Raw genomic sequence first — 22,550 nt, 5'->3', positions numbered from 1 at the left:
GCGCATCACCGCCCACGGTGGGCTCGGGCATGGGGGGCAGGGGACGGCCCCGGGGCAAGAGCTCCAGCGCGTCCGTGCGCGAGACGACCGGCCCCTCGCAGAGGATGGCCAGCCGCTCCACCAGGTTGCGCAGCTCGCGCACGTTGCCCGGGTAGTCATACGCGCTCATCACCGCGAGCGCGTCCGGCGACAGCGCCAGGGGCCGCCGCCCGTTCTTCGCGCAAGCCTCGCGCAGGAACGTGTCGATGAGGTCCGGCAGGTCCTCGCGGCGCTCACGCAGCGGCGGCGAGTGAATCTGCACGACGTTGATCCGGTAGTAGAGGTCCTCGCGGAAGCGCCCCGCGGCGATCTCCTTCTCCAGATTCTTGTTCGTCGCGGCGATGACGCGCACGTCCACCTTGAGCGTCTCCGCGCCGCCCACGCGCTCCAGTTCTCCCTCCTGGAGCACGCGCAGCAGCTTCGACTGCATCGCGGCCGGCATGTCGCCAATCTCGTCCAGGAAGAGGGTGCCCTCGTGCGCCAGCTCGAACTTGCCGCGCCGCACGCTCACCGCGCCGGTGAAGGCGCCCTTCTCATGGCCGAACAGCTCGCTCTCGATGAGGTCGTGCGGCACCGCGGCGCAGTTGAGCTTCACGAACGGCCCGCCCTTGCGCCGGGAGTTCTGGTGCAGCGCTCGCGCGATGAGCTCCTTGCCGGTGCCGTTCTCCCCGGTGATCAGCACGCGCCCCTCGCTGGGCGCCGTGCGCTGGATGAGGGAGAAGATGCGCTGCATGGCGGGCCCGCCGCCCACCATGTCGAAGCGGCCCAGCTGCGCGCGCAGCTCCTCCAGCTCCTCCATCGCCGCCTGGTGCTTGAGCGCGTTGCGCAGCGCCACCAGCAGCTTGTCGCGCGCCAGCGGCTTCTCCAGGAAGTCGCGCGCCCCCAGCTGCGTCGCCTTCACCGCCGTGTCGATGGTGCCGTGGCCGGACATCATGATGACGGGCAGGTCCGGCTTGAGCGCCGTGAGCTTCGCCAGCACCGTGAGGCCGTCCATGTCCGGCATCTTCACGTCCATCAACACGGCGTCCACCGGCCGCGCGCTCACCACGTCCAGCGCCACCTGCCCGCTGCTGGCCAGCTCCGTGCGGTAGCCGGCCAGCTGCAACGACTGGCTCAGGGTGAGGAGGATGTTCTTTTCGTCGTCAACGATGAGGACCGCAGCGGGCATGGGCAAACCGTTCACACTCTCACGGAAATAATCGGGGCATCAAGGGTCTCGTGTTGCCCGGAGGGGCAAGGAAAAGACAAATCTTTTGACTCTCCCCGGTGGGTGCGACTAGACGCGACAGCATCGGCCCGCTCCCTGTGGGCCTCTCTTTTCCCGTGGTTGCTGTCGGAGGAATGATGCGTCGGATTTCGCTTTGGGCCGGGTTGGCCCTCGCCGTGGCCGTGCTGACCGGGTGCCCGCCCACCTACCCCAAGTGCAACAACGACGAGCAGTGCCAGGAGAAGGGCGAGGTCTGCGTCCAGGGCCAGTGCCAGGAGTGCGCGACGGACGCGAACTGCCGCGAAGGCTTCACCTGCCAGGCCAACAAGTGCGCGCCCAAGCCGCCCGAGTGCACCACGGACGCGGCCTGTGGCACCGGCCGCATCTGTGAGGCCGGCAAGTGCGCCGAGGCCCAGTGCAAGGACGACTCCGCGTGCAACGGTGGCAAGTGCCAGGCCGGCCGCTGCCAGGCGCCCCGCGACACCTGCACCGCCAGCACCGACTGCGGTGAGGGCCAGGAGTGCCAGTCCGGCAAGTGCGTGACGGCGGACGCCTCCTCGCGCTGCGACTACTCGGCGGTGCGCTTCGGCTTCAACGAGTCCACCCTGGACTCCAGCGCGCAGTCCCGCCTGGGCGACCTGGCGGCCTGCATCAAGGCCAGCCAGGGCAAGATCACCCTGGGCGGCCACGCGGACGAGCGCGGCACGGAGGAGTACAACCTCCAGCTGTCCAACCGCCGCGCCGCGGCCGTGAAGCGCTACCTGGTCGACCTGGGCGTGCCGTCCAACCGGCTTTCCACGGTGGGCTATGGTGAGACCCGCCCGGTGTCCAGCGCGGCCACCGAGGAAGGCTGGGCGGAGAACCGCCGCGTGGAGTTCCAGCGCTAGTTCTGGGGTAGGCTCTGGCGCGCATGGCCGCCCTAGAGTCTGAAGCGCGTCAGTCCTACCTTGTCTTCGCGTGTGGAAGCAGTTGGTACGCGGTGCCCGCGGAAGCCGCGGCGGAGGTCGTTACCTTCCCCGAGCTGACGCGGGTACCGGGTTCCCCGCCCCACCTTCTGGGTGTGTTCGCGCATCGGGGTGAAGTCATCCCCGTCGTGGACATGAGCCTGCTGGTGGGCGGGGTTACCGCCGGGTCCCGCCGCGCCGTCCTGGTGCGGCTGTCCCGAGGCACCCTCGCCCTCACGGCCAGCAGCGTCGCCGGCGTGTCCGCGCTGATGGGACCGCTGGAGCCCCTGGGCCCCTCGGGCGTGCACGTCCACCTGCGCGGCCCCGTGAAGAGCGGCTCGCGCGACGTGGCCGTCATCGACCCGGAAGGCCTCTTCGACCATCTCAGCCAGGGCAGCTAGCCTCATGCTTCCCGCGGGCCGGGTCGAGGGGACGCTCCTGTGCCACGTGGGGCCGCACCGCATCGCCTTCGAGGCGGGCGAGGTGGCCTCCATCGCCGCGCCGGACGCGGGCACCGTGTCCGCCCACCGGGCCTTCCTGGGGGCCGGGGGCGCCCAGCGCGTGCTGGTGACGGCCACCGGAGGGACGGTGGGCGTGGACGGGCTGGAGATCGACTCGGAGGTGCTGTCCGTGCTGCCGCCCTCGCCGGTGGTGGCGGGGGCCTCCGGAGGCAGCCTGCGCGGCTTCGTCATCACGCGCGGGGTGCTCTGGCCGCTGTTGAGCCTGGACGCCTTCCAACGCTACCTGCGCGGGCTGGACGGGGAGGGCGCATGATGGCGCCGCTGGAAGTGCGCGCCCTGGGCCGCTGGACGACGCGGCCCCGCATCCCGGGCAGCTGCCTGGGCGTGGCCATCGCGTTCCTCCACATCCACCTGTCGCACACGCTGCCGGAGACCGGGCGCACGCCGCTGACGTGGCTGATGTTGGGCGCGCTCGTGCTCTTCATCAGCGTGGGGTACGCGCGCGACACGCGGGCCCTGCGCACGCTCTTCGCGCTGGGCGAGGGCCGGCTGCCCGCCACGTCCGAGCACCTGCTGGTGGCGGTCCAGGAGGTGGCGGCCATCCCCGGCCGCAGCTTCTGGTTCGTGATGCAGGGCTGGCTGGGCGGCACGCTGACGGTGGCCCTGGCCTTCCCCACCCTGGCGGACGTGCCGTGGACGGAGGGCGTGCGGGTGATGGTGCTGGGGCTGTCCATCGGGCCCCTGAGCGCCATGCTCACCTACCTGATGGTGGTGCGCCGCGCGCGGGCCACGTTGGACCGGCTGGTGTCGCTGGGGCTGGCGCCGCTGGAGGTGCTGGCCGCGCTGCCGCCCCGGCGCATGCACATCCGCCGCAGGCTGGTGGTCTTCACCGCCATCGCGGTCCTGAGCCCGTCGCTCTTCATCCTGGACGTGGCCTTCACGCGCACGGTGACGGTGGTGGACGCGTGGACCCAGGCCACCACGCCGGAGGCGCGCATGGAGGTGATGGCGCGGGCGCGCGAAGGAGGCGGGCCGCCCCTGGGGCTCATCGCGGGGATCGTCACGCTGCTCATCCTGGGCACCGCGGCGCTCGCGGGCACGGCGCTGTCGGAGCCCCTGCGCGCCATCACCGAGGACGCGACGCGCATCGCGCGCGGCGAGGTGCGGCCCCCGCGCGTCATCCACGCGGAGGACGAGGTGTGGGCCACCTCCGCGGCCTTCACCCAGATGCAGGTGCAGCTGGTGCAGGCCCTGTCGCAGCTCAAGCGGGCGGGCATTCAAATCTCCTCCACCACCGAGCAACTGGTGGCCACCAGCACGGAGCAGGAGGTGGGCGCGGACGAGCAGGCCGGGGCGCTCAACGCCACCAGCGCCACCACGGAGGAGCTGGCCCGGTCCGCGCAGCAGATCGCCGACAACGCGGAGTCCGTGTCCACCATCGCGGAGACGACCTTCGGCGCGGCGCAGTCCGGCCAGCGCGGCGCCACCGCCTTCCTGGGCGCCATGCAGCGCATGAAGGAGGACAACGAGGCCATCGCGGAGGCGGTCGTTCGCCTCAACAAGCGCGTGCAGCAGATTGGCAAGGTGGTGGAGTTCATCAACGAGATCGCCGACAAGTCGGACCTGCTGGCGCTCAACGCGGAGCTGGAGGGCACCAAGGCGGGCGAGGTGGGGCGGGGCTTCTCGCTGGTGGCGGCGGAGATGCGCCGGCTGGCGGAGAACGTCATCCGCTCCACGAAGGAGATTGAAGGCCTCATCGGGGAGATCCGCGACGCGACGAACGGCGCGGTGATGGCCACGGAGGCGGGGCTGAAGACGACGGAGCTGGGCACGCTGCTGGCGGCGCAGGTGGACGACAGCCTGAGCCTCATCCTGGAGCTGGCGCGGCAGACGTCGCACGCGGTGCGCAGCATCTCGCTGGCGACGCTGCAGCAGCAGACGGGCACGGATCAGCTCGCGGCGGCCATGGGGGACATCCTCCGCGTCACCGAGCAGAACGCCGCGGCCACCAAGCAGATGGTTGCGGCCAACGCGGACCTGTCCGCCCTGGCGGCGGACCTCCAGCACGTGGTGCGGCGCTTCCATGTCGAGCCGACTGGCGGCGAATCCACCGGAGCTTCCGGCGGGGCTCCTGTCGCGACGGGAGGTGGGTGACATGGACCACTCCTCGCGCTCGGACTCCCGGCGGGCCGCCTTCAGTCAGCAGCTGATGTTCCCCGTGCCGCTGGCGAACCTGGTCGGCTCCACGCTGGGGCTGCACTTCGCGTCGCTCGTGGTGGGCAGTCCGCTGTCCCAGAAGCTGGGGTCGCTCGTCGTCCTGGTGGTGGGCGTGAGCGCGCTGCACATGCTCCTGGGCGTGGGCGTGTCCCTGCGCCGCTTCCCCCGGCTGCGGGCCCTGGAGCGCGGAGTGCTGCCGCCCACGCCGGAGCACCTGGCGACGGCGGTGGGCGAGGTGGCGCGCGCGCCGGGCGAGGCGTTCTTCCGCTCGCTGGGGTTGTGGGCGCTGACCAACGGCGTTGTGGCGATGGCGCTCTGGTCGGCCATGGACCTGCCTGGGCACGTGACCCTGCGGGTCGCGGGGCTGGGTGCGCTGTTCGGCCCGCTCTCGTCGCTGCTCGTGTATGGGCTCGTCACGTTGAGGGCGCGGCGCGGTGTGCTGTGGGTGGCGGAGCAGGGGCTGACGCACGCGCAGGTCATCGCCGCGCTGCCCCGGCGCTCGCGCATCCGCGCGCGGCTGGTGGCCTTCACCGCCATCTGCGTGGTGACGCCCGCGGTGATGTGCGCGCAGGTCGTCACGGCGCTGACGGACCGGCTCTTCAACCGGCTGGTGGACGGGGGCAGCCCGGCCGCGCAGGGCGTGCTGGTGGACGCGTTCACGTCCAGCGCGCTCCTGTGCGCGGTGGTGTTCGGCCTGGCGCTGGCCACGGCGTACCTGGGCGGAACGCTGCTGGGGCGGCCCATGCGGGAGCTGTCCGGCGAGGCGCGCCGCATCGCCGCGGGCGACCTGGCCAGTCCCCGGCTGGTGCCCGCGGAGGACGAGGTGTGGGCGGTGTCCGCGGCCTTCACCACGATGCGCACGCACCTGGCGGACGTGCTCGCGGAGCTTCAGCGCGCGGGCTCGCAGATTTCGGCCACCACGGAGGAGATTCTCAGCACCTCCGGGCGCTACGAGGCCGGCGCCGCGGAGCAGGCCAGCAGCCTGGACGAGACGAGCGCCACCACGGAGGAACTGGCGCGCTCGGCGAAGCAGATCGCGGACAACGCGAGCTCGGTGGCGGAGATCGCCCAGCGCACGCTGGCGGCGGCCCAGGGCGGGCAGCGCAGCGCGGAGTCCTTCCTGGGGGCCATGTCGCGCATGCGCCAGGACAACCACGCCATCGGCTCGGCGGTGGGGCGGCTGGACAAGCGCGTGCAGCAGATCGGGAAGATCGTCGAGTTCATCAACGGCGTCGCGGACAAGTCGGACCTGCTGGCGCTCAACGCGGAGCTGGAGGGCACCAAGGCGGGCGAGGTGGGGCGGGGCTTCTCGCTGGTGGCGGCGGAGATGCGCCGGCTGGCGGAGAACGTGCTGGAGTCCACGAAGGAGATTGAAGGACTCATCGAGGAGGTTCGCGAGGCCTCCGCCGCCGCGGTGACGGTCACGGGCGGCGGCGTGCGCGCGGTGGAGACGGGGACGGGGCTGGCGGAGCAGGTGTCCGAGTCGCTTCGGCAGATTGTCGACCTGGCGGGGCGGACGTCGGACTCGGTGCGGATCATCTCCCGGTCCACGCAGCAGCAGCAGGCGGGCACGGATCAGCTCGCGGAGACGATGGCGGACATCCTGCGCATCACGCAGCAGAGCCTCAACGCGACGAAGCAGGTGGGCGCGGCGAACGGGGACCTCCTGGGGCTGGCGCAGGACCTGCGCGGCGTGGTGGAGCGCTTCCAGATCCACCAGGCGACCCTGCGCAAGGGGGGCGGCGGGTGAACCCCAGCGAACGGCTCCTCAAGCAGTTCCGCGACCTGGTCACGGTCCGCCTGGAGCGCATCAACCGCTCCCTGATGGAGCTGGAGTCCGGGGGCAACCTGGAGGCCGGGCAGCGGGTGCTGCGCGAACTGCACGGGCTCAAGGGCGAGGCCCGGATGATGGGCTTCGGCGAAATCAACACGCTCGCGCATGAGATGGAGGAGTTGGTCCGGTGCGCGGAGCCGCAGCGCTACCGGCTGTCGTCGGAGTCCACCGACGCGCTGCTCGCCACGGCGGACACGGTGCTCGCGCTGTCGGGGGCGCTCCAGGCGGGAGAGCCGCTGCTGGCGGTGGAGACGCTGGTGGCGACGCTGCAGCAGCGGGTCATCGTGGAGTCCGCGCGTCCGGCAGAGGGTGGCCGGGCTTCGAAGTCAGAGGGCGCGTCGCACCTCATCGTGGCGGACCGCCGGGAGCCGTCCGGGGCCGTGGTCGTGCCCTCGCACTGGGGAACGCCCGCGTCACGCCCGGACGCACCGGTGGGCGCCGCCGCATCGCAGTTCCTCGCCACGGCCCTCCGGACAGAAGCCTCCGGGAGTCCGGCGGGTACGCACGGGGCGTCGTCCGCCGCAGGGGGCGCACCGGGCACCGCGCTCGGGAGCGCTGCTGCTGGCGCATCCCCAGGCTCGCACCTCGTCCATCCAGGTCACGGAGCGGCACCGGGCGCTGCGCACGGAAGTCCAGGACCTGGCCAGAGCGCGGGCGCCGCACCGGGCTCGCACGGTCTCCATCCGGGAGGCTCGGGCCATTCGCACCTCGTGGCTCCGGTGACGGGAAGCCCGGGGAGCGCACACCTCGTGGCTCCGGTGACGGGAAGCCCGGGGAGCGCACACCTCGTGGCCCCGGTGACGGCAAGCCCGGGGAGCGCACACCTCGTGGCTCCGGTGACGGGAAGCCCGGGGAGCGCACACCTCGTGGCTCCGGTGACGGGAAGCCCGGGGAGCGCACTCCTCGTGGCCCCAGTGACGGGAAGCCCGGGGAGCGCACACCTCGTGTCGCCCGCTCTTGGAAGCACGGGGGCGCACCTGGGTGGCGCCGCCGGCGGTTCAGGGAGCGCGCACCTCGTCGGCCCCGCGACGGGCACGTCCTCGAATCCAGCCGTGTCGCCCGGCACGCGGATGGTCGACACCGCCCGCTCGCGCCCGCCCGCCGCGTCGAAGCACGGAACCGCCACGGTGCGCACCGGCGACGTCCGCATGGACACGGCCGTGCGCATCGGCGTGGCCAGCCTGGACATGCTCACCAGCGCGGTCACCAACCTGGGCCAGGTGGCCCGCCGCCGCGAACTGGCCACCGCTCGCCGCCTGGAGCTTGTGCGCGAATTGAGCGAGCTGGCCCGGTCCGCGGAGGACCTGGGTCCCGCGGGCATCGCGCTCGCGGAACGCCTGGGCCGCGCCAAGGAGCTGGCCGCCACCCTGCATCGCGAGGCCAAGCTGCTCGCCAACGCGGAGCTGCGCGACCTGGATCAGGTGTCGGAGGAGATCCAGGGCCTGCGCATGCTGCCCCTCTCCGTCCTCTTCGAACCCTATCCCCGCATGGTCCGCGACCTGGCGCGGGAGCTGGGCAAGGAGGTGGAGCTCGTCGTGGACGGCGAGGACACCCGCGCGGACCGCTCCGTCGTGGAGGCCCTGCGCGAACCGCTCATGCACCTGGTCCGCAACGCGCTGGACCACGGCCTGGAGACGCGCGTGGACCGCGTCGCCTCCGGCAAGCACCCCCGGGGCTGCCTCACCCTGCGCGCCGCCCGCGAGGGCAGCCGCATCATCCTGCGCGTGGAGGACGACGGCGCGGGCATGGATCCAGCGCTCCTGCGGCGCGTGGCCGTGCGCCGGGGCGTGCTGGACGAGCCCGCCGCCAACGCCCTCTCCGACGCCGCCGCGCGCGAGCTCGTCTTCCTGCCCGGCTTCACCTCGCGCGAGGTGGTCACCGACCTGTCAGGTCGGGGCGTGGGGCTGGATGCCGTGCGTACGTCCCTCCAGGCCCTGGGCGGCGACGTGGGCGTGGAGTCCGCGCCCGGCTGGGGCACCATCTTCACCCTGCGCGTCCCGGTGTCCCTCACCGTGGCGCCCCTGCTCTTCGTCCAGGTCTTCGACGAGACGCTCGCCCTGAGCGCCGTCCACGTCTCCCGCGCCCTCAAGGTGGACGCCTCCGAGGTGGGAGAGGTCGCCGGCCGGCCCATCCTCCGGATGGAGGGACGCGTGCTGCCCTTCGCCTCGCTGGCGTCGCTCCTGGGGCTGGCCACCGAGCGCCCGGCCCGGGAGGGAGAGCTGGTGCTGGTGGTGAAGGGCCAGGGCATGGAGGCCGCACTGGCGGTGGACCGGGTGCTGGAGGAGCGCGTCCAGGCCATCCTCCCCTTGAAGGGCATCCTCGCGCGCTACCCGCACCTCACCGGGGCCACGTCGCTCGCGGACGGGCGGCTGGCCATGGTGCTGTCCGCGGCCGCGCTGGCGGCGGCCGTGCATGGCACCGCGCCCCTGAAGCTCGCCCGGCCCCCGGTGCGCGCGCCCGCGCCTCGCCGCCGCCGCATCCTGGTGGTGGACGACTCGCCCCTCACCCGGGAACTGGTGGCCAACCTGCTGGAGGCGGTGGGGTACGACACCCTCCGGGCAGCGGACGGGCCCTCGGCGCTGGAGCAGCTGGGGCAGGAGGGGCCTCCGGTGGAGCTGGTCGTCACCGACCTGGAGATGCCGGAGATGGACGGCGTGGAGCTCACCCGGCGCCTGAAGGCGGACCCGGCCCGGCGCGGGCTGCCCGTCGTCATCCTCACCACCCGGGGAGGGGAGGCGGACCGGGCGCGTGGGTTGGCGGCCGGGGCGGACGGCTACATCACCAAGGGCGACCTCGTCCGCCAGGACCTGGTGGACGTCGTGGGGCGGCTCCTGGCCTGAAGTCCCCGAAGGCTCCGAGAGGCTCGGCGCCGCCGGAGAGCCGCCGGGAGACGCCTGGGGGCCCATCGCATTGCTATACTCCCGCGGCGCGTACGGGGTATTGAACGGACATGGGCAAGAAAGTGACGGTGCTGGTGGTGGATGACTCGGTCATCTGCCGTCAGCTCATCAGCGCGGCGTTGAGCGACGACCCGGACATCCTGGTCGTCGGCACCGCCGCGAACGGCCAGGAGGCCGTTGCCCTCACGAAGGAGCTGCGCCCCCACGTCATCACCATGGACGTGGACATGCCCGTCATGGACGGGCTCACGGCCGTGGAGCACATCATGGCCGAGTGCCCCACGCCCATCCTGGTGCTGACGGGCGATCCGCGCTCGCAGGCCCCCGCGCTGACGTACCGCGCGCTGGAGCTGGGCGCGCTGGCGCTGCAGATCAAGCCCTCCATCGACGCGGGGCCGGAGGCGTGGAACCTCACCAAGGAGGTGAAGCTCATCTCCTCCGTGCGCGTCATCCGCCATGTGCGCGGCCAGAAGCGCGGCCCGCCGGGGACGCCCCACACCCCGGTCGCGGTGCTGCCCGCGGCCTCCATGGGCATCGTCGCGGTGGCCGCCAGCACGGGCGGCCCGCAGGTGCTCTACCGGATGCTGTCGGAGCTGCCGGCGGACTTCCCGGCGCCCATCGTCATCGTCCAGCACATCAACGCCGCCTTCTCGGAGTCGCTGGCCAGCTGGCTCGCCAACGCGAGCAAGCTCAAGGTCCGGCTGGCGGTGGACGGGGACACGCTGCAGCCGGGGCTGGTGCTGGTGGCGCCGCCGGATCAGCACATGGTGGTGCCCGTGCGAGGCCGCGTGGCGCTCAAGCCCGGCGTGGAGCGCGACGGGCACATGCCCAGCGGCACCGTGCTGCTGGAGAGCGTGGCCAAGGTCTACGCCCGGCGCGCGGTGGGCGTGGTGCTCACCGGCATGGGCGCGGACGGGGCGGACGGGCTCCTGGCCATCAAGCAGGGCGGTGGGCTGGCGCTGGCGCAGAACGAGGAGTCCTGCGTGGTGTTCGGCATGCCGGGCGCGGCGGTGGAGCGCAAGGCGGTGGACCACCTCATCCACGGCGATGACGTCGCGGCCACCCTGGCGCGCCTGGCGCGCGGAGAGTCGCTGGCCGCAAGCCGCTGACCTCGCGCGCCATGACGTCCTCTCCCGAGCGCTGGACTCCCGTCCACGCCTGGCTCCAGGCCCACACGGGCATGGCGCTGAGCGGGGCCCAGCAGCGGCGGCTGGACGCGCGGCTGGACGCCCTGGGACACGGGCAGAGCGCGACGCGGCTGGTGGCGCACCTGCGCACGCCCACGGGAGCGGCGGACCTGGCGCGGTTGGTGGACGCGGTGGCGGTGCACACGTCGGAGGTGTTCCGGGACGAGGTGCAGCTGTCCGCCTTCCGCGAGCACGTGCTGTCGCCCCGGGTGCAGCGCTCCAAGACGCCGCTGCACGTGTGGAGCGCGGGCTGCGCGGCGGGCGAGGAGGTCGCCACGCTGCTCCTCCTGATGGCGCAGGAGGGCGCGGATCCCTCCAGCCGCGTGCTGGGCACGGACATCTCCGAACAGGTGCTGACCCGGGCGCGCGAATTGAGCTTCCTCGCGGATGCGCTCCGGCGCGTGCCGGAAGCCTCGCGCTCCCGCTACTTCGAGCCGAAGGGCCGGCGCCACTCGCTGGTGGCGTCGCTGCGCACGCAGGCGGAGTTCCGGCGCCACAACCTGATGGAAGCCCCGTATCCGGAGGCCCCCGGGGGCGGCGGGTTCGACATCATCTTCTGCCGCAACGTCCTCATCTACTTCACCCCGGAGGCCTTCCAGCGCACGGTGCGGAGCCTGAGCGAGCGGCTCGCGCCCGGCGGAGTGCTGGTGCTGTCCGCCGCGGAGCCGCTGCTCCAGGTGCCCCCGGAGTTGCGGCTGTTGCCCAGTGAGCACGCGTTCTTCTACGTGCGCGAGGACGCCGCGCCCGCGGAGCCTGTCCGGCCCAAGCGGGAATCCGGCCGGTTCCCGAGCATCGCCACCGGGCCCGCCGCGCCGAAGCCGGAAGCTCCGGCGGTTCCGCCCCCGGTTCCGCCCTCGGTTCCGGACGAAGCCGCGATGGCCCAGGCGGACTGGCTCTTCTCGTGCGTGCTGGACGGGGCCTCCACGGGCGTCCCGGACGAGAAGTCCGAGCGCGACCTGCGCCGGTGCCTGGACCTGGATCCGGACCACGTCGCCGCCCGCTACCTGCTGGGTCTCCTGCTGGAGCAGTGCGGCCAGCCCGGCGCCGCCCTGGAGGCCTACCGCCGGGCCCTGCGGGCGGTGGAGTCCGGGCGGGCGCGGCCGGTGCCCTTCTTCCTCAACCTGCCCCGGCTCCGGGTGGCCTGCGCCCGGGCGGTGGAGCGGCTGGAGGCGGAAGGGGCGCGCTGAAGGGCAGGGGGGCGGCCAGGCGCGATGGAAACAGAAGCGGCGCGCGGGGCACTTTGGACCTAGGATGCGCGGCCCATGCGCAGGCTCGTGCTCTTCGCCTTGTTGACCGCCGCCGTTCCCGGCTGTTTCTACCCCGCCGACCGCGGCCGTGCCCTGGAAGCCAAGGTGGACCGGCTGGGCGCGGACAACGCCAAGCTGGCCACGGAGCTGAAGGAGGCGCGCGACCAGCTCGCCGTCACCCAGCCGAAGCTCGACGAGAAGATCGCCCAGGTGACGCAGGCCCTGCAGAGCCTGGACACCGCCGCGCGCCGCAAGGACGCGGACATCGGCGTGCAGTTCCAGAAGACGGTGGAGGACCTGGCGCAGCTGCGCGGCCAGGTGGAGACGTACCTCTACAAGATTGGTGAGCTGGAGGCCGCGCTCGGCAAGAGCACGGAGGAGACCAACCAGCGGCTGCTGGCGCTCCAGGGCACGGAGGCGGTGAAGGAGGCCGAGGCCAAGAGGAAGGCCGAGGAGCTCCAGCGCCCCACGACCGCGAAGGACTTCATCGCGCTCGCGCAGGACAAGGCGAAGGCCGGCGACACGTTGATCGCGCGCCAGCTCTACAACGAGTTCGTGAAGAAGTGGCCCAAGGACGCGCTCGTGGGCGAGGCCCACTTCGGCCTGGGTGAGACGTACTTCACCGAGTCCAAGTGCCGCGAGGCCCTCTTCGAGTACGGCAAGGTGGTGCAGGACCACACGAAGACGCCGTCCGCGCCGGACGCGTACCTGCGCTCCTCCGACTGCTTCCTGAAGCTGAAGATGAAGGAGGAGTCGAAGCTGGCGCTGGAGGAGCTGGTGAAGAGCTACCCCAAGTCGGACGCGGCCAAGACGGCGAAGACGAAGCTGGCGGAGCTGGACAAGAAGCCCGCGCCCGCGCCTGCCCCCGCGCCCAAGAAGGCTAAGAAGTGATGAGCCCCCGCGCTCCCCGGCTCGCAGCCCTGGCGCTCCTGTTGTTCCTGCCGCTGGTGGCGGGGGCCGCGCCGAAGAAGCTCGTGCTGCTCTTCACCGGAGACAACGGGGGCGAAATCGCCCCCTGTGGTTGACGACACAACCCGTCTGGCGGTCTGGCCAGACGAAAGACGGTCCTGAACGAGGAGCGCGCGAAGGGCGTGCCGGTGCTCGCACTGGACGCGGGCAACGCGCTCTTCAAGACCCTGGCGGATGGCCAGGAGGCGAAGCTTCGCGCGGAGCTGCTCCTGGAGCAGTTGGACGCGCAGGGCTACGCGGCCATGGCCGTGGGCCAGCGCGACCTCGTGCTGGGCGTGGACTTCCTGAAGAAGAAGACGAAGGGCGCGAAGCTGAAGCTCGTGTCCGCGAACCTCGTGGATGCGAAGGGGCAGCCGCTCTTCCCCGCGTCGGTGGTGACGACGGTGGGCGGGCTGAAGGTGGGCATCATCGGCGTGTCCCCGGCGTCCGCGGACCCCAAGGCTCCGGCCGGCGGCTCCGAGGGCACGGCCTTCCTGCCCGAGGGTGTCCGGGGCCTGCCGGTGGGCCCGGCGGTGACCGCCGAGGTGAAGCGCCTGCGCCAGAAGGAGCAGGTGTCGCTGGTGGTGTTGCTCGCGGCGGTGCCCTACGTGGAGGCCGTGAAGCTGGCCCAGGGCGCCGAGGGCGTGGACTTCGTGGTGCAGTCGCACGACGGCCGGGGCGTGGGCATGGCGCAGCGCCAGGGCGTGTCCACGCTGGTGCCGCCCGGAGAGCGGGGCCGCCAGGTCGCGAAGCTGGAGCTGTCCGTGGAGGGCACCGGTCCCTTCGCGGACCTGTCCGAGGCGAACCGCGCCCGGGAGAGCCAGCGCATGGTGGAGGCGAACATCGCGCGGGTGCAGGAGCGCCTGAAGGCGGAGAAGAACGAGGACGCGCGCCGCTCGCTCCAGGAGACGCTGACCTCCTTCGAAGCACGTCGTGACGCCCTGGCCCGCACGGCGGCGGCGCAGGGCCCGGCGACGGGGCGCACGTACTTGCTGACATACCTGCAGCTGGGTGCGGACGTGGCGTCGGATGCCGCCGTGCAGAAGCAGGTGGAGCGCGTCGAGCCGCCCGGCTCCGCGGGTCACTGAGCTTCCTCGCTCGCGGCCAACCCCGTCCATCCTGGGACGGGGGCGGAAACACCTGTTTCATCCCCTGTCGCGGGATGTGTCACGCCCGTTCCAGCCCTGCTGGAGAGCAGGCGGGCCCGGGGGCGTGGAACGCGTGGCAGGTCACTCTTCGACCGAATAATGTGATCAACAGGTTTCTGGCCTCCCCCACGCTGCTCGCACGACGAGTGGCAGGCCGCGCGTGATCGACATTTGCCGGCACTGACCCGAGGGCCCCGCGTCCAGATTTCCGGGCGTCCCTCCGGGCCGTGTCGCGTCCAGAGTTCGGAGTCATTTCGATGAGCAGCAGCGGTGATTTGTCGAAGCGGATCGCGAATCTGTCGCCGGAGAAGCGCGCGGAGCTGCTGAAGAAGATGGCCGCGCAGAAGCAGGCGGCGGGGACTCCGGCGCGGGCGGCGTTCCCGCTGAGGGACCGCTCGCGGCCGGCGGAGCTGTCCTTCGCGCAGCAGCGGCTGTGGTTCATGGACCAGCTGGCGCCGGGAAGCCCGCTCTACAACGTGCCCGTGGCGGTGCGGCTGGAGGGCGCGGTGGACGTGCCCGTGCTGGAGCGCTCGCTGCTCGAGGTGGTGCGGCGTCACGAGTCGCTGCGCACGACCTTCCAGGGCGGAGACAGCGGGCCGGTGCAGCACTTCGCGGATGCGCCCGTGCTGGAGCTGGAGCGCACGGACGTGAGCGCGTTCTCGGCGGAAGCGCGCGAGGCCGAAGCCTGGCGCCGGGTGCGGGAAGGGGCGCTGCGCCCGTTCGACCTCGCCACGGGGCCGCTGATGCGCGCGCTGCTGGTGAAGCTGGGGGACGCGGACCACCTGATGCTGGTGGCGATGCACCACATCGTGTCGGACGGGTGGTCGCTGGGCGTGCTCGTGCGCGAGGTGGCGGTGCTGTACGCCATGTTCCTGCAGGGCCAGCCGTCGCCGTTGCCGGAGCTGGCCGTGCAGTACGCGGACTACGCGGCCTGGCAGCGGGAGACGTTGCAGGGCGCGGCGTTGGAGCGGCAGCTGGCGTACTGGCGTGAGCAGTTGTCGGGCGCACCGCCCGCGCTGGAGCTGACGACGGACAAGCCACGGCCCGCGACGCGTGGCTTCCGGGGCGCGCGCACGCCCATCCAGTGGCCGCGTGAGTTGACGGACTCGCTCCGGGCGCTGGCGCAGCGGGAGGGCGCGACGCTGTTCATGGTGCTCCTGGCCGGGTGGCAGTCGCTGCTGTCGCGCTACTCCGGGCAGGACGACGTGAGCGTGGGCTCTCCCATGGCGGGCCGGACCCGCTCGGAGCTCGAAGGCCTCATCGGCATGTTCGTCAACACGCTGGTGCTGCGCGCGCGCCTCACGCCAGAGCTGTCGTTCCAGGGGCTGGTGCGCCAGCTGCGCGAGACGATGGTGGGCGCGACGGACCACCAGGACGTGCCCTTCGAGAAGCTGGTGGAGGCGCTGCAGCCGGAGCGTGACTCGGGGCGCACGCCGTTTTTCCAGGCGATGTTCGCGCTGCAGAACGCGCCGCGAGGCCCGGTCGCCGTGCAGGGCCTGAAGCTGAACGCGATGGAGGTGGACACCCAGACCGCCAAGTTCGACCTGCTCCTCCAGCTCACGGAGGCGGAAGGGAACCTGAGCGGCTACGTGGAGTACGACACCGACCTCTTCCACGCCGCCACCGTCGCGCGGATGGTGGAGCACCTGCGCGGCCTGCTGGAGTCCGCCGTGGCCCACCCGGCGATGCCCGTGGCCCGGCTGCCCATGGTGAAGGCCGCCGAGCGTCACGTGCTGGCCGTGGACTGGAACCGGACGCAGGCGGCCTATCCGCGGGAGCGGCCGGTGCACGCGCTCTTCGCGGAGCAGGCGCGCAAGTCGCCGGACCGGGTGGCGGTGGTGCAGGGCGTGGATGGCCGGACGCTGACGTACGGCGAACTGGACGCGAAGGCGAACCAGCTGGCGCACCACCTGCGCGGGCTCGGAGTGAAGCGTGGCACGCGGGTGGGCGTGTACGTGGAGCGCTCGTGGGAGATGGTGGTCGGGCTGCTCGGCATCCTGAAGGCGGGCGGCGCGTACGTGCCGGTGGACCGCAACTACCCGGCGGACCGCATCGCGCTGCTACTGGAGGACGCGGGCGTCGAAGTGACGCTGACGCAGCAGGCGCTGGTGGAGAAGCTGCCGGCCAGAGCGGGCACGCCGCTCTGCGTGGACGCGGCGTGGGAGTCCATCCGCCGTGAACCGGAGATGGCACCGGACGTGGAGATGGGCGGCGAGGACCTCGCGTACATCATCTTCACGTCGGGCAGCACGGGCCGTCCGAAGGGCGTATGCGTTCCCCACCGGGGCATCACCCGCCTGGTGCTGGGCAACGACTTCATGCGCTTCGGGCCGGATGCCATCTGGTCGCAGACGGGGCCGGTGGCCTTCGACGCGTCGACGCTGGAGCTGTGGGGCGCGCTGCTGCACGGGGCGAAGCTGGTGCTGGCGCCGCCGCACGCGTTGACGTTGGAGGAGCTGGGCGCGCTGGTGACGCAGGAGCGCGTCAGCGTCCTGTGGCTGACGACGGCGCTGTACGAGCAGATGGCGCTTCACCAGGGCGACGCGCTGGCGGGCGTGTCGCAGGTGCTGACGGGCGGTGACGTGATGCCGCTCCCGCGCGCAAGGGAGCACCTGGCGCGGCTGCCGGAAGGCGCGGTGCTGGTGAATGCGTACGGCCCCACGGAGAACACCACGTTCTCCACCACGCACACGATGACGGGTCGGACGGTGCTCGATGGGGCGGTGTCCATCGGCAAGCCGATTGGAAACTCGACGACGTACGTGCTGGACGCGCACGGAGACGTGGCGGGCGTGGGCGTCCCGGGTGAGCTGCACGTGGGCGGCGAAGGCCTCGCGTGGGGCTACCTCAACCGCGCGGACCTGACGGCCGAACGCTTCGTCCCTCATCCCTTCAGCACGGAGGCTGGCGCGCGCCTGTACCGCACGGGCGACAAGGCCCGGTGGAGGGAGGACGGCACGCTGGAGTTCCTGGGGCGCACCGACTTCCAGGTGAAGGTGCGTGGCTTCCGCATCGAGCTGGGTGAAATCGAAGCCGCGCTCCTCCAGCATCCGGACGTGGCGGAGGCCTCGGTGGTGGCGCGGGGGCAGGGCGCGGACAAGCAGTTGGTGGGGTACGCGGTCGCGAAGCCGGAGCGGACGCTCGACGCGGCGGAGCTCAAGGCGCACCTGCGGCAGCGGCTGCCGGAATACATGGTGCCCACGGCCCTGATGTCGCTGGACGCGCTGCCTCTCAGCGCGAACGGCAAGGTGGATCGCAAGGCGCTGCCGGAGCCGGAAGCCACGCGCTCGGAGAAGGTCTTCGAGGCGCCCCGCACGGAGACCGAAGCGAAGCTGGCGGCCATCTGGGCGCAGGTGTTGCGAGTGCCCCAGGTGGGCGTAACGGACAACTTCTTCGAGCTGGGCGGTCACTCGCTGCTGGCGACGCAGGTGGCCTCGCGGATCCGCGCCGGATTCGGCGTGGAGCTGCCGCTGAGGGAGCTGTTCGAGTCCGCCACCCTGGAGGCCCTGGCGCTCCGCCTGGAGCGTGCTACCCGCTCCGTCGCTCCGCCGCTGGTGCCTGTCTCGCGCGAGCAGCCCCTGCCGTTGTCGTTCGCGCAGCAGCGCCTGTGGTTCATCGACCAGCTGGAGCCGGGCAGCCCGGTCTACAACGTTCCGCTGGCGGTCCGACTGGAGGGCGCGCTGGACGTCGCGGTGCTCCAGAGCGCGCTGGATGCACTGGTGCTCCGTCACGAAGCGCTCCGCACGACGTTCACGTCGCACGAAGGCACGCCGGTTCAGGTGGTGCATCCGCCCTCGGCGATGCCGCTGGAGGTGGAGGACCTGCGCGGCGTCGAAGCGGGCGAGCGGGAGCAGGAGGCCCGCCGCCGGGTGATGGCGCAGGGGCTGCGGTCCTTCGACCTGTCGCGGGGGCCGCTGGTCCGAGCACAGTTGGTGCGGCTGGAGGAGCGCGACCACCTGCTCGCGCTCACGATGCATCACGCCATCTCGGATGGTTGGTCGTTGGGCGTGCTCGTGCGGGAGATTGGCGCGCTGTACGCGGCGTTCGTGCAGGGCCAGCCCTCCTCGCTGCCGGAGGTGCCGCTCCAGTACGCGGACTACGCGGCGTGGCAGCGCGGCTGGCTTCAGGGAGACGTGCTCGAACGCGAGGTGTCCTTCTGGAAGGGCCGGCTCGCGGGAGCACCCGCCGCGCTGGAGTTGCCCACGGACCGTCCGCGTCCGGCGGTGCGGGGCAACGCGGGCACGATGCACTTCTTCCAGTGGCCCCCTTCGCTGACACAGCGCCTGCGGGCGCTGGCGCAGCGCGAGAGTGCATCGCTGTACATGGTGCTGCTGGCGGGCTGGCAGGTGCTGCTGTCGCGCTACAGCGGACAGACGGACATCAGCGTGGGTTCGCCCATCGCGGGCCGGACGAGAGCGGAGCTGGAAGGGCTCATCGGCTTCTTCGTCAACACGCTGGTGATGCGCGCGCGGGTGGATGGGGAGACGTCCTTCCGTGAGTTGCTGAAGCAGGTGCGAGGCACGGTGCTGGAGGCCTACGAGCACCAGGACGTGCCCTTCGAGAAGCTGGTGGAAGCGCTGCATCCGGAGCGCAGCCTGAGCCACACGCCGCTGTTCCAGACGCTGCTGGCGCTCCAGAACGTGCCGCAGGGCGACCTGGGGCTGCCGGGCATGGCGCTCAAGCCGCTGATGATGGAGAGCCACACGTCGAAGTTCGACCTGAGCGTCTTCTTCGTGGAAGAGGGCGAAGGGCTGAGGGGCTCGGTCGAATACAGCACCGAGCTGTACGACGCCGCGACGGTGCGCCGGATGGTGGAGCACCTGAGGGTGCTGCTGGATGCTGCGATGGCGCGTCCGGAGGCCGCTGTGTCCCGGCTGCCGATGGTGGACGCGGAAGAGCGGCAGCGGATCCTCGACGGTGGCAACCGCATGGCGGCGGAGGCCGTGGGCACCACGCCGGTGCACGCGCTGTTCTCCGAACAGGCCCGGAAGACGCCGGACGCGGTAGCGATCCAGGTGCATGACGGGCGGACGTTGACGTACGCCGAGCTGGACGCGAAGGCGAACCAGCTGGCGCATCACCTGCGGAGCCAGGGCGTGAAGCGTGGCACGCGGGTGGGCGTGTACGTGGAGCGCTCTCTGGAGATGGTGGCGGGGCTGCTGGCCATCCTGAAGGCGGGAGGCGCGTACGTGCCGGTGGACCGCAACTACCCGGCGGAGCGCATCGCGCTGCTGCTGGGGGATGCGGGCGTGGGCGTGACGCTGACGCAGCGGTCGCTGGTGGAGAAGCTGCCAGCGAGCGCGGGCACGCCGCTGCTGCTGGACACGGTATGGGCCGAAGCGGCCCGGCATCCGGAGACGGCGCCGCGGGTGGAGGTCAGCGCCGAAGACCTGGCGTACGTGATGTTCACGTCGGGAAGCACGGGCCGCCCAAAGGGCGTGAGCGTGCCGCACCGGGGCATCACGCGGCTGGTGGTGGGCAACGACTTCCTGCGCTTCGGACCGGAGGAGGTCTGGCTGCAGCTGGCGCCGGTGGCCTTCGACGCCTCGACGCTGGAACTCTGGGGCGCGCTGCTGCACGGGGCGAAGTTGGTGCTGGCGCCGCCACACGCGTTGGCACTGGAGGAGTTGAGCGCGCTGCTGCGCAAGGAGCGCATCAGCACGTTGTGGCTGACCGCCGCGCTGTACGAGCAGATGGCGCTGCACCAGGTGGACGCTCTGGCCGAGGTCTCGCGAGTGCTGGCGGGCGGCGACGTGCTGCCGGCCCAGCGAGTGCGCGAGCACCTGAAGCGCCTGCCACAAGGCGCGATGCTGGTGAACGGGTACGGCCCGACGGAGAACACGACGTTCTCCGCGACGCACGCTCTCACACGCGACACGGAACTCACCGCTTCGGTGCCCATCGGCAAGCCGATTGGAAACTCGACGGCGTACGTGCTGGATCCGCACGGTGACGTGGCCGGAGTAGGCGTACCGGGTGAGCTGTTCGTGGGTGGCGAAGGTCTGGCGTGGGGCTACCTGAACCGTACAGACCTGACGGCGGAGCGCTTCGTTCCGAACGCGTTCAGCACGGAGCCCGGCGCGCGGCTGTACCGGACGGGAGACAAGGCGCGCTGGAAGGAAGACGGGACGCTGGAGTTCCTGGGGCGCACCGACTTCCAGGTGAAGGTGCGAGGCTTCCGAATCGAGTTGGGCGAGGTGGAAGCGGCCCTCCTCCAGCATCCGGGCGTGGCGGAAGCCGCGGCGGTGGTGCGCGACGTCGGCGGAGACAAGCGGCTCGTCGCGTGGCTCGTGGCGAAGCCGGGACAGAACATCGATCCGAAGGCAGTGGAAGCGGAGCTGCGGCAGCGGTTGCCGGAGTACATGGTGCCGTCGGCGATGGGCGTGTTGGAAGCGCTGCCGCTCACGGCCAACGGCAAGGTGGACCGCAAGGCGCTCATGGCGCTGGAAGCGCAGGAGGCAGGCACCGCCTTCGAAGCGCCCCGCACGGAGGTGGAGAAGAAGCTGGCGGCCATCTGGGCGGAGGTCCTGCGGGTGCCCTGGGTGGGGCTGAGGGACAACTTCTTCTCGCTCGGTGGCCACTCGCTGCTGGCGACGCAGGTGGTGTCACGGATCCGCTCGGAGTTCGGAGTGGAGATCTCGTTGCGCGTCCTCTTCGAGGCCCCCGTGCTCGAAGTCCTGGCCGAGCGGCTGGGAACGGCCGCGAGTCACCAGTCCACGGCGCTGAAGTCCGCCGCGAGTGATGAAGCGCCGCCGCTGTCGTTCGCGCAGCAGCGCCTGTGGTTCATCGACCAGATGGAACCGGGAAGCGCGATCTACAACGTGCCCGTCGCGGTCCGGCTGCGGGGCACCTTGAAGCGGGGTGCGCTCGTGCGAGCCCTGGACGAAATCGTCCGGCGCCACGAGTCCCTCCGCACGACGTTCGAGCTGCACGAGGGCCAGCCCGTGCAGCGCATCCATCCCCACGCGCGCCTGCCGGTAGCGGACGTCGACCTGGAGGGAATCGACAGCGAGCAGCGGGAGGCGGAGGTCCGGCGCCGGCTCGGAGTGGAGTTGGCGGAGCCCTTCGACCTGTACAGGGGGCCGCTCATCCGGGCGAGCCTGCTGAAGCTGGGCGTCACCGAGCACGTGCTGTTCATCACGATGCACCACATCGTGTCGGATGGCTGGTCGCTGGGAGTGCTGATCCGTGAAGTGGGGGCGTTGTACGCGGCCTTCACGGAAGGGCGTCCGTCGCCCCTGCCAGAGCTGTCGTTGCAGTACGCGGGCTACGCGGCGTGGCAGCGCGGTTGGTTGCAGGGAGAGACGCTCCAGAAGGAGGTGGACTTCTGGAGGGGGAAGCTCGCCGGGATGCCGCCAGTCCTGGAGTTGCCCACGGACCATCCGCGTCCCGCGGTGCGAGGCAACGCGGGAGCGGTTCATTCCTTCGTGCTGCCGTCGTCGCTGGAGCAGGGACTGAAGGCGCTGGCGCAGCGCGAGGGCGCATCGCTGTACATGGTGCTGCTGGCGGCGTGGCAGGCGCTGCTGTCGCGCTACAGCGGACAGGCGGACATCAGCGTGGGTTCGCCCATCGCAGGGCGGACGAGAGCGGAGCTGGAAGGGCTCATCGGCTTCTTCGTCAACACGCTGGTGCTGCATGCGCAGGTGGACGGTGAGAAGTCGTTCCGTGAGCTGCTGACGCAGGTGCGGGGCACGGTGCTGGAGGCCTACGAGCACCAGGACGTGCCGTTCGAGAAGCTGGTGGAGGCGCTGCAGCCCGAGCGCAGCCTGAGTCACACGCCGCTGTTTCAGTCACTGCTCGCGTTGCAGAACACGCCCGAGGGAGAGGCGCGCCTGCCCGGGCTGACGATGAAGCCGCTGGAGCTGGAGATCCGCACGTCGAAGTTCGACGTGAGCATCTTCTTCACGGAGACGCCGCAGGGCTTGAGTGGAGCGGTGGAGTACAGCACCGAGTTGTTCGAAGCAGCGACGGTGCGCCGGATGGTGGAGCACCTGCGGGTGCTGCTGGAAGGCGTGGTGGCGAAGCCGGAGGAGGCAGTGGGCCGGCTGCCCATGCTGACGGAGGCGGAGCGCCAGCAGGTGCTGCTGACGTGGAACCCGACGGCCACGCAGTCCTCCCGTGACATGTCGGTGCACGCCCGCTTCGAGGCACAGGCGAAGCAGACGCCGGACGCGGTGGCGCTGAAGCTCGCGGAAGGGGGCGGCACGCTGACTTACGGCGAGCTGGACGCGAAGGCGAACCAGCTGGCGCACCACCTGCGGAGCCAGGGAGTGAAGCGCGGCACGCGGGTGGGCGTGTACGTGGAGCGCTCGCTGGAGATGGTGGCGGGGCTGCTGGCCATCCTGAAGGCCGGGGGCGTATACGTCCCGGTGGACCGCAACTACCCGGCGGAGCGCATCGCGCTGCTGCTGGGGGATG

At 71.5% G+C, this 22,550-nt stretch carries 13 protein-coding genes (1 of these 13 cut by a window edge); 12 read left to right on the top strand and 1 reads right to left on the bottom strand.

The window, feature by feature from the left end:
- A partial coding sequence (locus D7Y11_RS15875) for a sigma-54 dependent transcriptional regulator (protein WP_148139211.1) occupies positions 1-1,207 on the bottom strand: 1,207 nt, incomplete at its 3' end.
- A 176-nt stretch (positions 1,208-1,383) separates the two neighbouring features.
- Here D7Y11_RS15875 and D7Y11_RS15870 point away from each other — a divergent pair.
- From D7Y11_RS15870 to D7Y11_RS15820, 12 genes are all read left to right on the top strand, one after another.
- Positions 1,384-2,133: an OmpA family protein gene (locus tag D7Y11_RS15870; protein WP_120576045.1), complete on the top strand. Its 750-nt coding sequence runs from the start codon at positions 1,384-1,386 to the stop codon at positions 2,131-2,133.
- A 23-nt stretch (positions 2,134-2,156) separates the two neighbouring features.
- Positions 2,157-2,591 (top strand): chemotaxis protein CheW, encoded by a 435-nt coding sequence (locus tag D7Y11_RS15865; RefSeq protein ID WP_120576036.1) that lies wholly within the window; start codon positions 2,157-2,159, stop codon positions 2,589-2,591.
- Positions 2,592-2,595: 4 nt separating this feature from the next.
- Positions 2,596-2,964 (top strand): protein CrdC, encoded by a 369-nt coding sequence (locus D7Y11_RS15860; protein ID WP_120576037.1) that lies wholly within the window; start codon positions 2,596-2,598, stop codon positions 2,962-2,964.
- The gene (locus tag D7Y11_RS15855) at positions 2,961-4,805 is read left to right on the top strand and encodes a methyl-accepting chemotaxis protein (protein ID WP_120576038.1); all 1,845 of its coding nucleotides are present in this window, start codon (positions 2,961-2,963) and stop codon (positions 4,803-4,805) included. The genes D7Y11_RS15860 and D7Y11_RS15855 overlap by 4 nt, the downstream gene beginning before the upstream one ends.
- Complete coding sequence (locus tag D7Y11_RS15850; protein ID WP_233596788.1) at positions 4,735-6,618, top strand: methyl-accepting chemotaxis protein; 1,884 nt, start codon at positions 4,735-4,737, stop codon at positions 6,616-6,618. The genes D7Y11_RS15855 and D7Y11_RS15850 overlap by 71 nt, the downstream gene beginning before the upstream one ends.
- Complete coding sequence (locus tag D7Y11_RS15845; RefSeq protein WP_120576040.1) at positions 6,615-9,542, top strand: response regulator; 2,928 nt, start codon at positions 6,615-6,617, stop codon at positions 9,540-9,542. Before D7Y11_RS15850 ends, D7Y11_RS15845 begins: the two co-directional genes overlap by 4 nt.
- 110 nt (positions 9,543-9,652) lie before the next feature.
- Entirely contained in the window at positions 9,653-10,711 is a 1,059-nt protein-coding gene (cheB, locus tag D7Y11_RS15840) for a chemotaxis-specific protein-glutamate methyltransferase CheB (RefSeq protein ID WP_120576041.1), read from the top strand.
- Positions 10,712-10,722: 11 nt separating this feature from the next.
- Positions 10,723-11,976 (top strand): protein-glutamate O-methyltransferase CheR, encoded by a 1,254-nt coding sequence (locus D7Y11_RS15835; RefSeq protein ID WP_120576042.1) that lies wholly within the window; start codon positions 10,723-10,725, stop codon positions 11,974-11,976.
- A gap of 75 nt (positions 11,977-12,051) precedes the next feature.
- Positions 12,052-12,927 (top strand): tetratricopeptide repeat protein, encoded by an 876-nt coding sequence (locus tag D7Y11_RS15830; RefSeq protein WP_120576043.1) that lies wholly within the window; start codon positions 12,052-12,054, stop codon positions 12,925-12,927.
- Positions 12,927-13,061 carry a hypothetical protein gene (locus D7Y11_RS44970; RefSeq protein WP_255424564.1) on the top strand — a complete coding sequence of 45 codons (135 nt, stop codon included), beginning with the start codon at positions 12,927-12,929 and terminating at the stop codon, positions 13,059-13,061. The genes D7Y11_RS15830 and D7Y11_RS44970 overlap by 1 nt, the downstream gene beginning before the upstream one ends.
- 66 nt (positions 13,062-13,127) lie before the next feature.
- Positions 13,128-14,072 carry a 5'-nucleotidase gene (locus D7Y11_RS15825; protein WP_199753738.1) on the top strand — a complete coding sequence of 315 codons (945 nt, stop codon included), beginning with the start codon at positions 13,128-13,130 and terminating at the stop codon, positions 14,070-14,072.
- Positions 14,073-14,389: 317 nt separating this feature from the next.
- On the top strand, positions 14,390-22,550 hold the 5' portion of the coding sequence (locus D7Y11_RS15820) for a non-ribosomal peptide synthetase (protein ID WP_126934119.1). Its footprint extends 21,065 nt past the window's final position; 8,161 of the gene's 29,226 nt are visible here — the first part of the coding sequence; it begins with the start codon at positions 14,390-14,392; the stop codon falls past the right edge of the window.

The organism is Corallococcus sp. AB018, from assembly GCF_003986945.1.
In the GTDB taxonomy this organism is placed as follows: domain Bacteria; phylum Myxococcota; class Myxococcia; order Myxococcales; family Myxococcaceae; genus Corallococcus; species Corallococcus exiguus.
The sequence above is the reverse complement of the archived record's forward strand: the minus strand, read 5'-3'. Positions and strand labels throughout refer to the sequence as shown.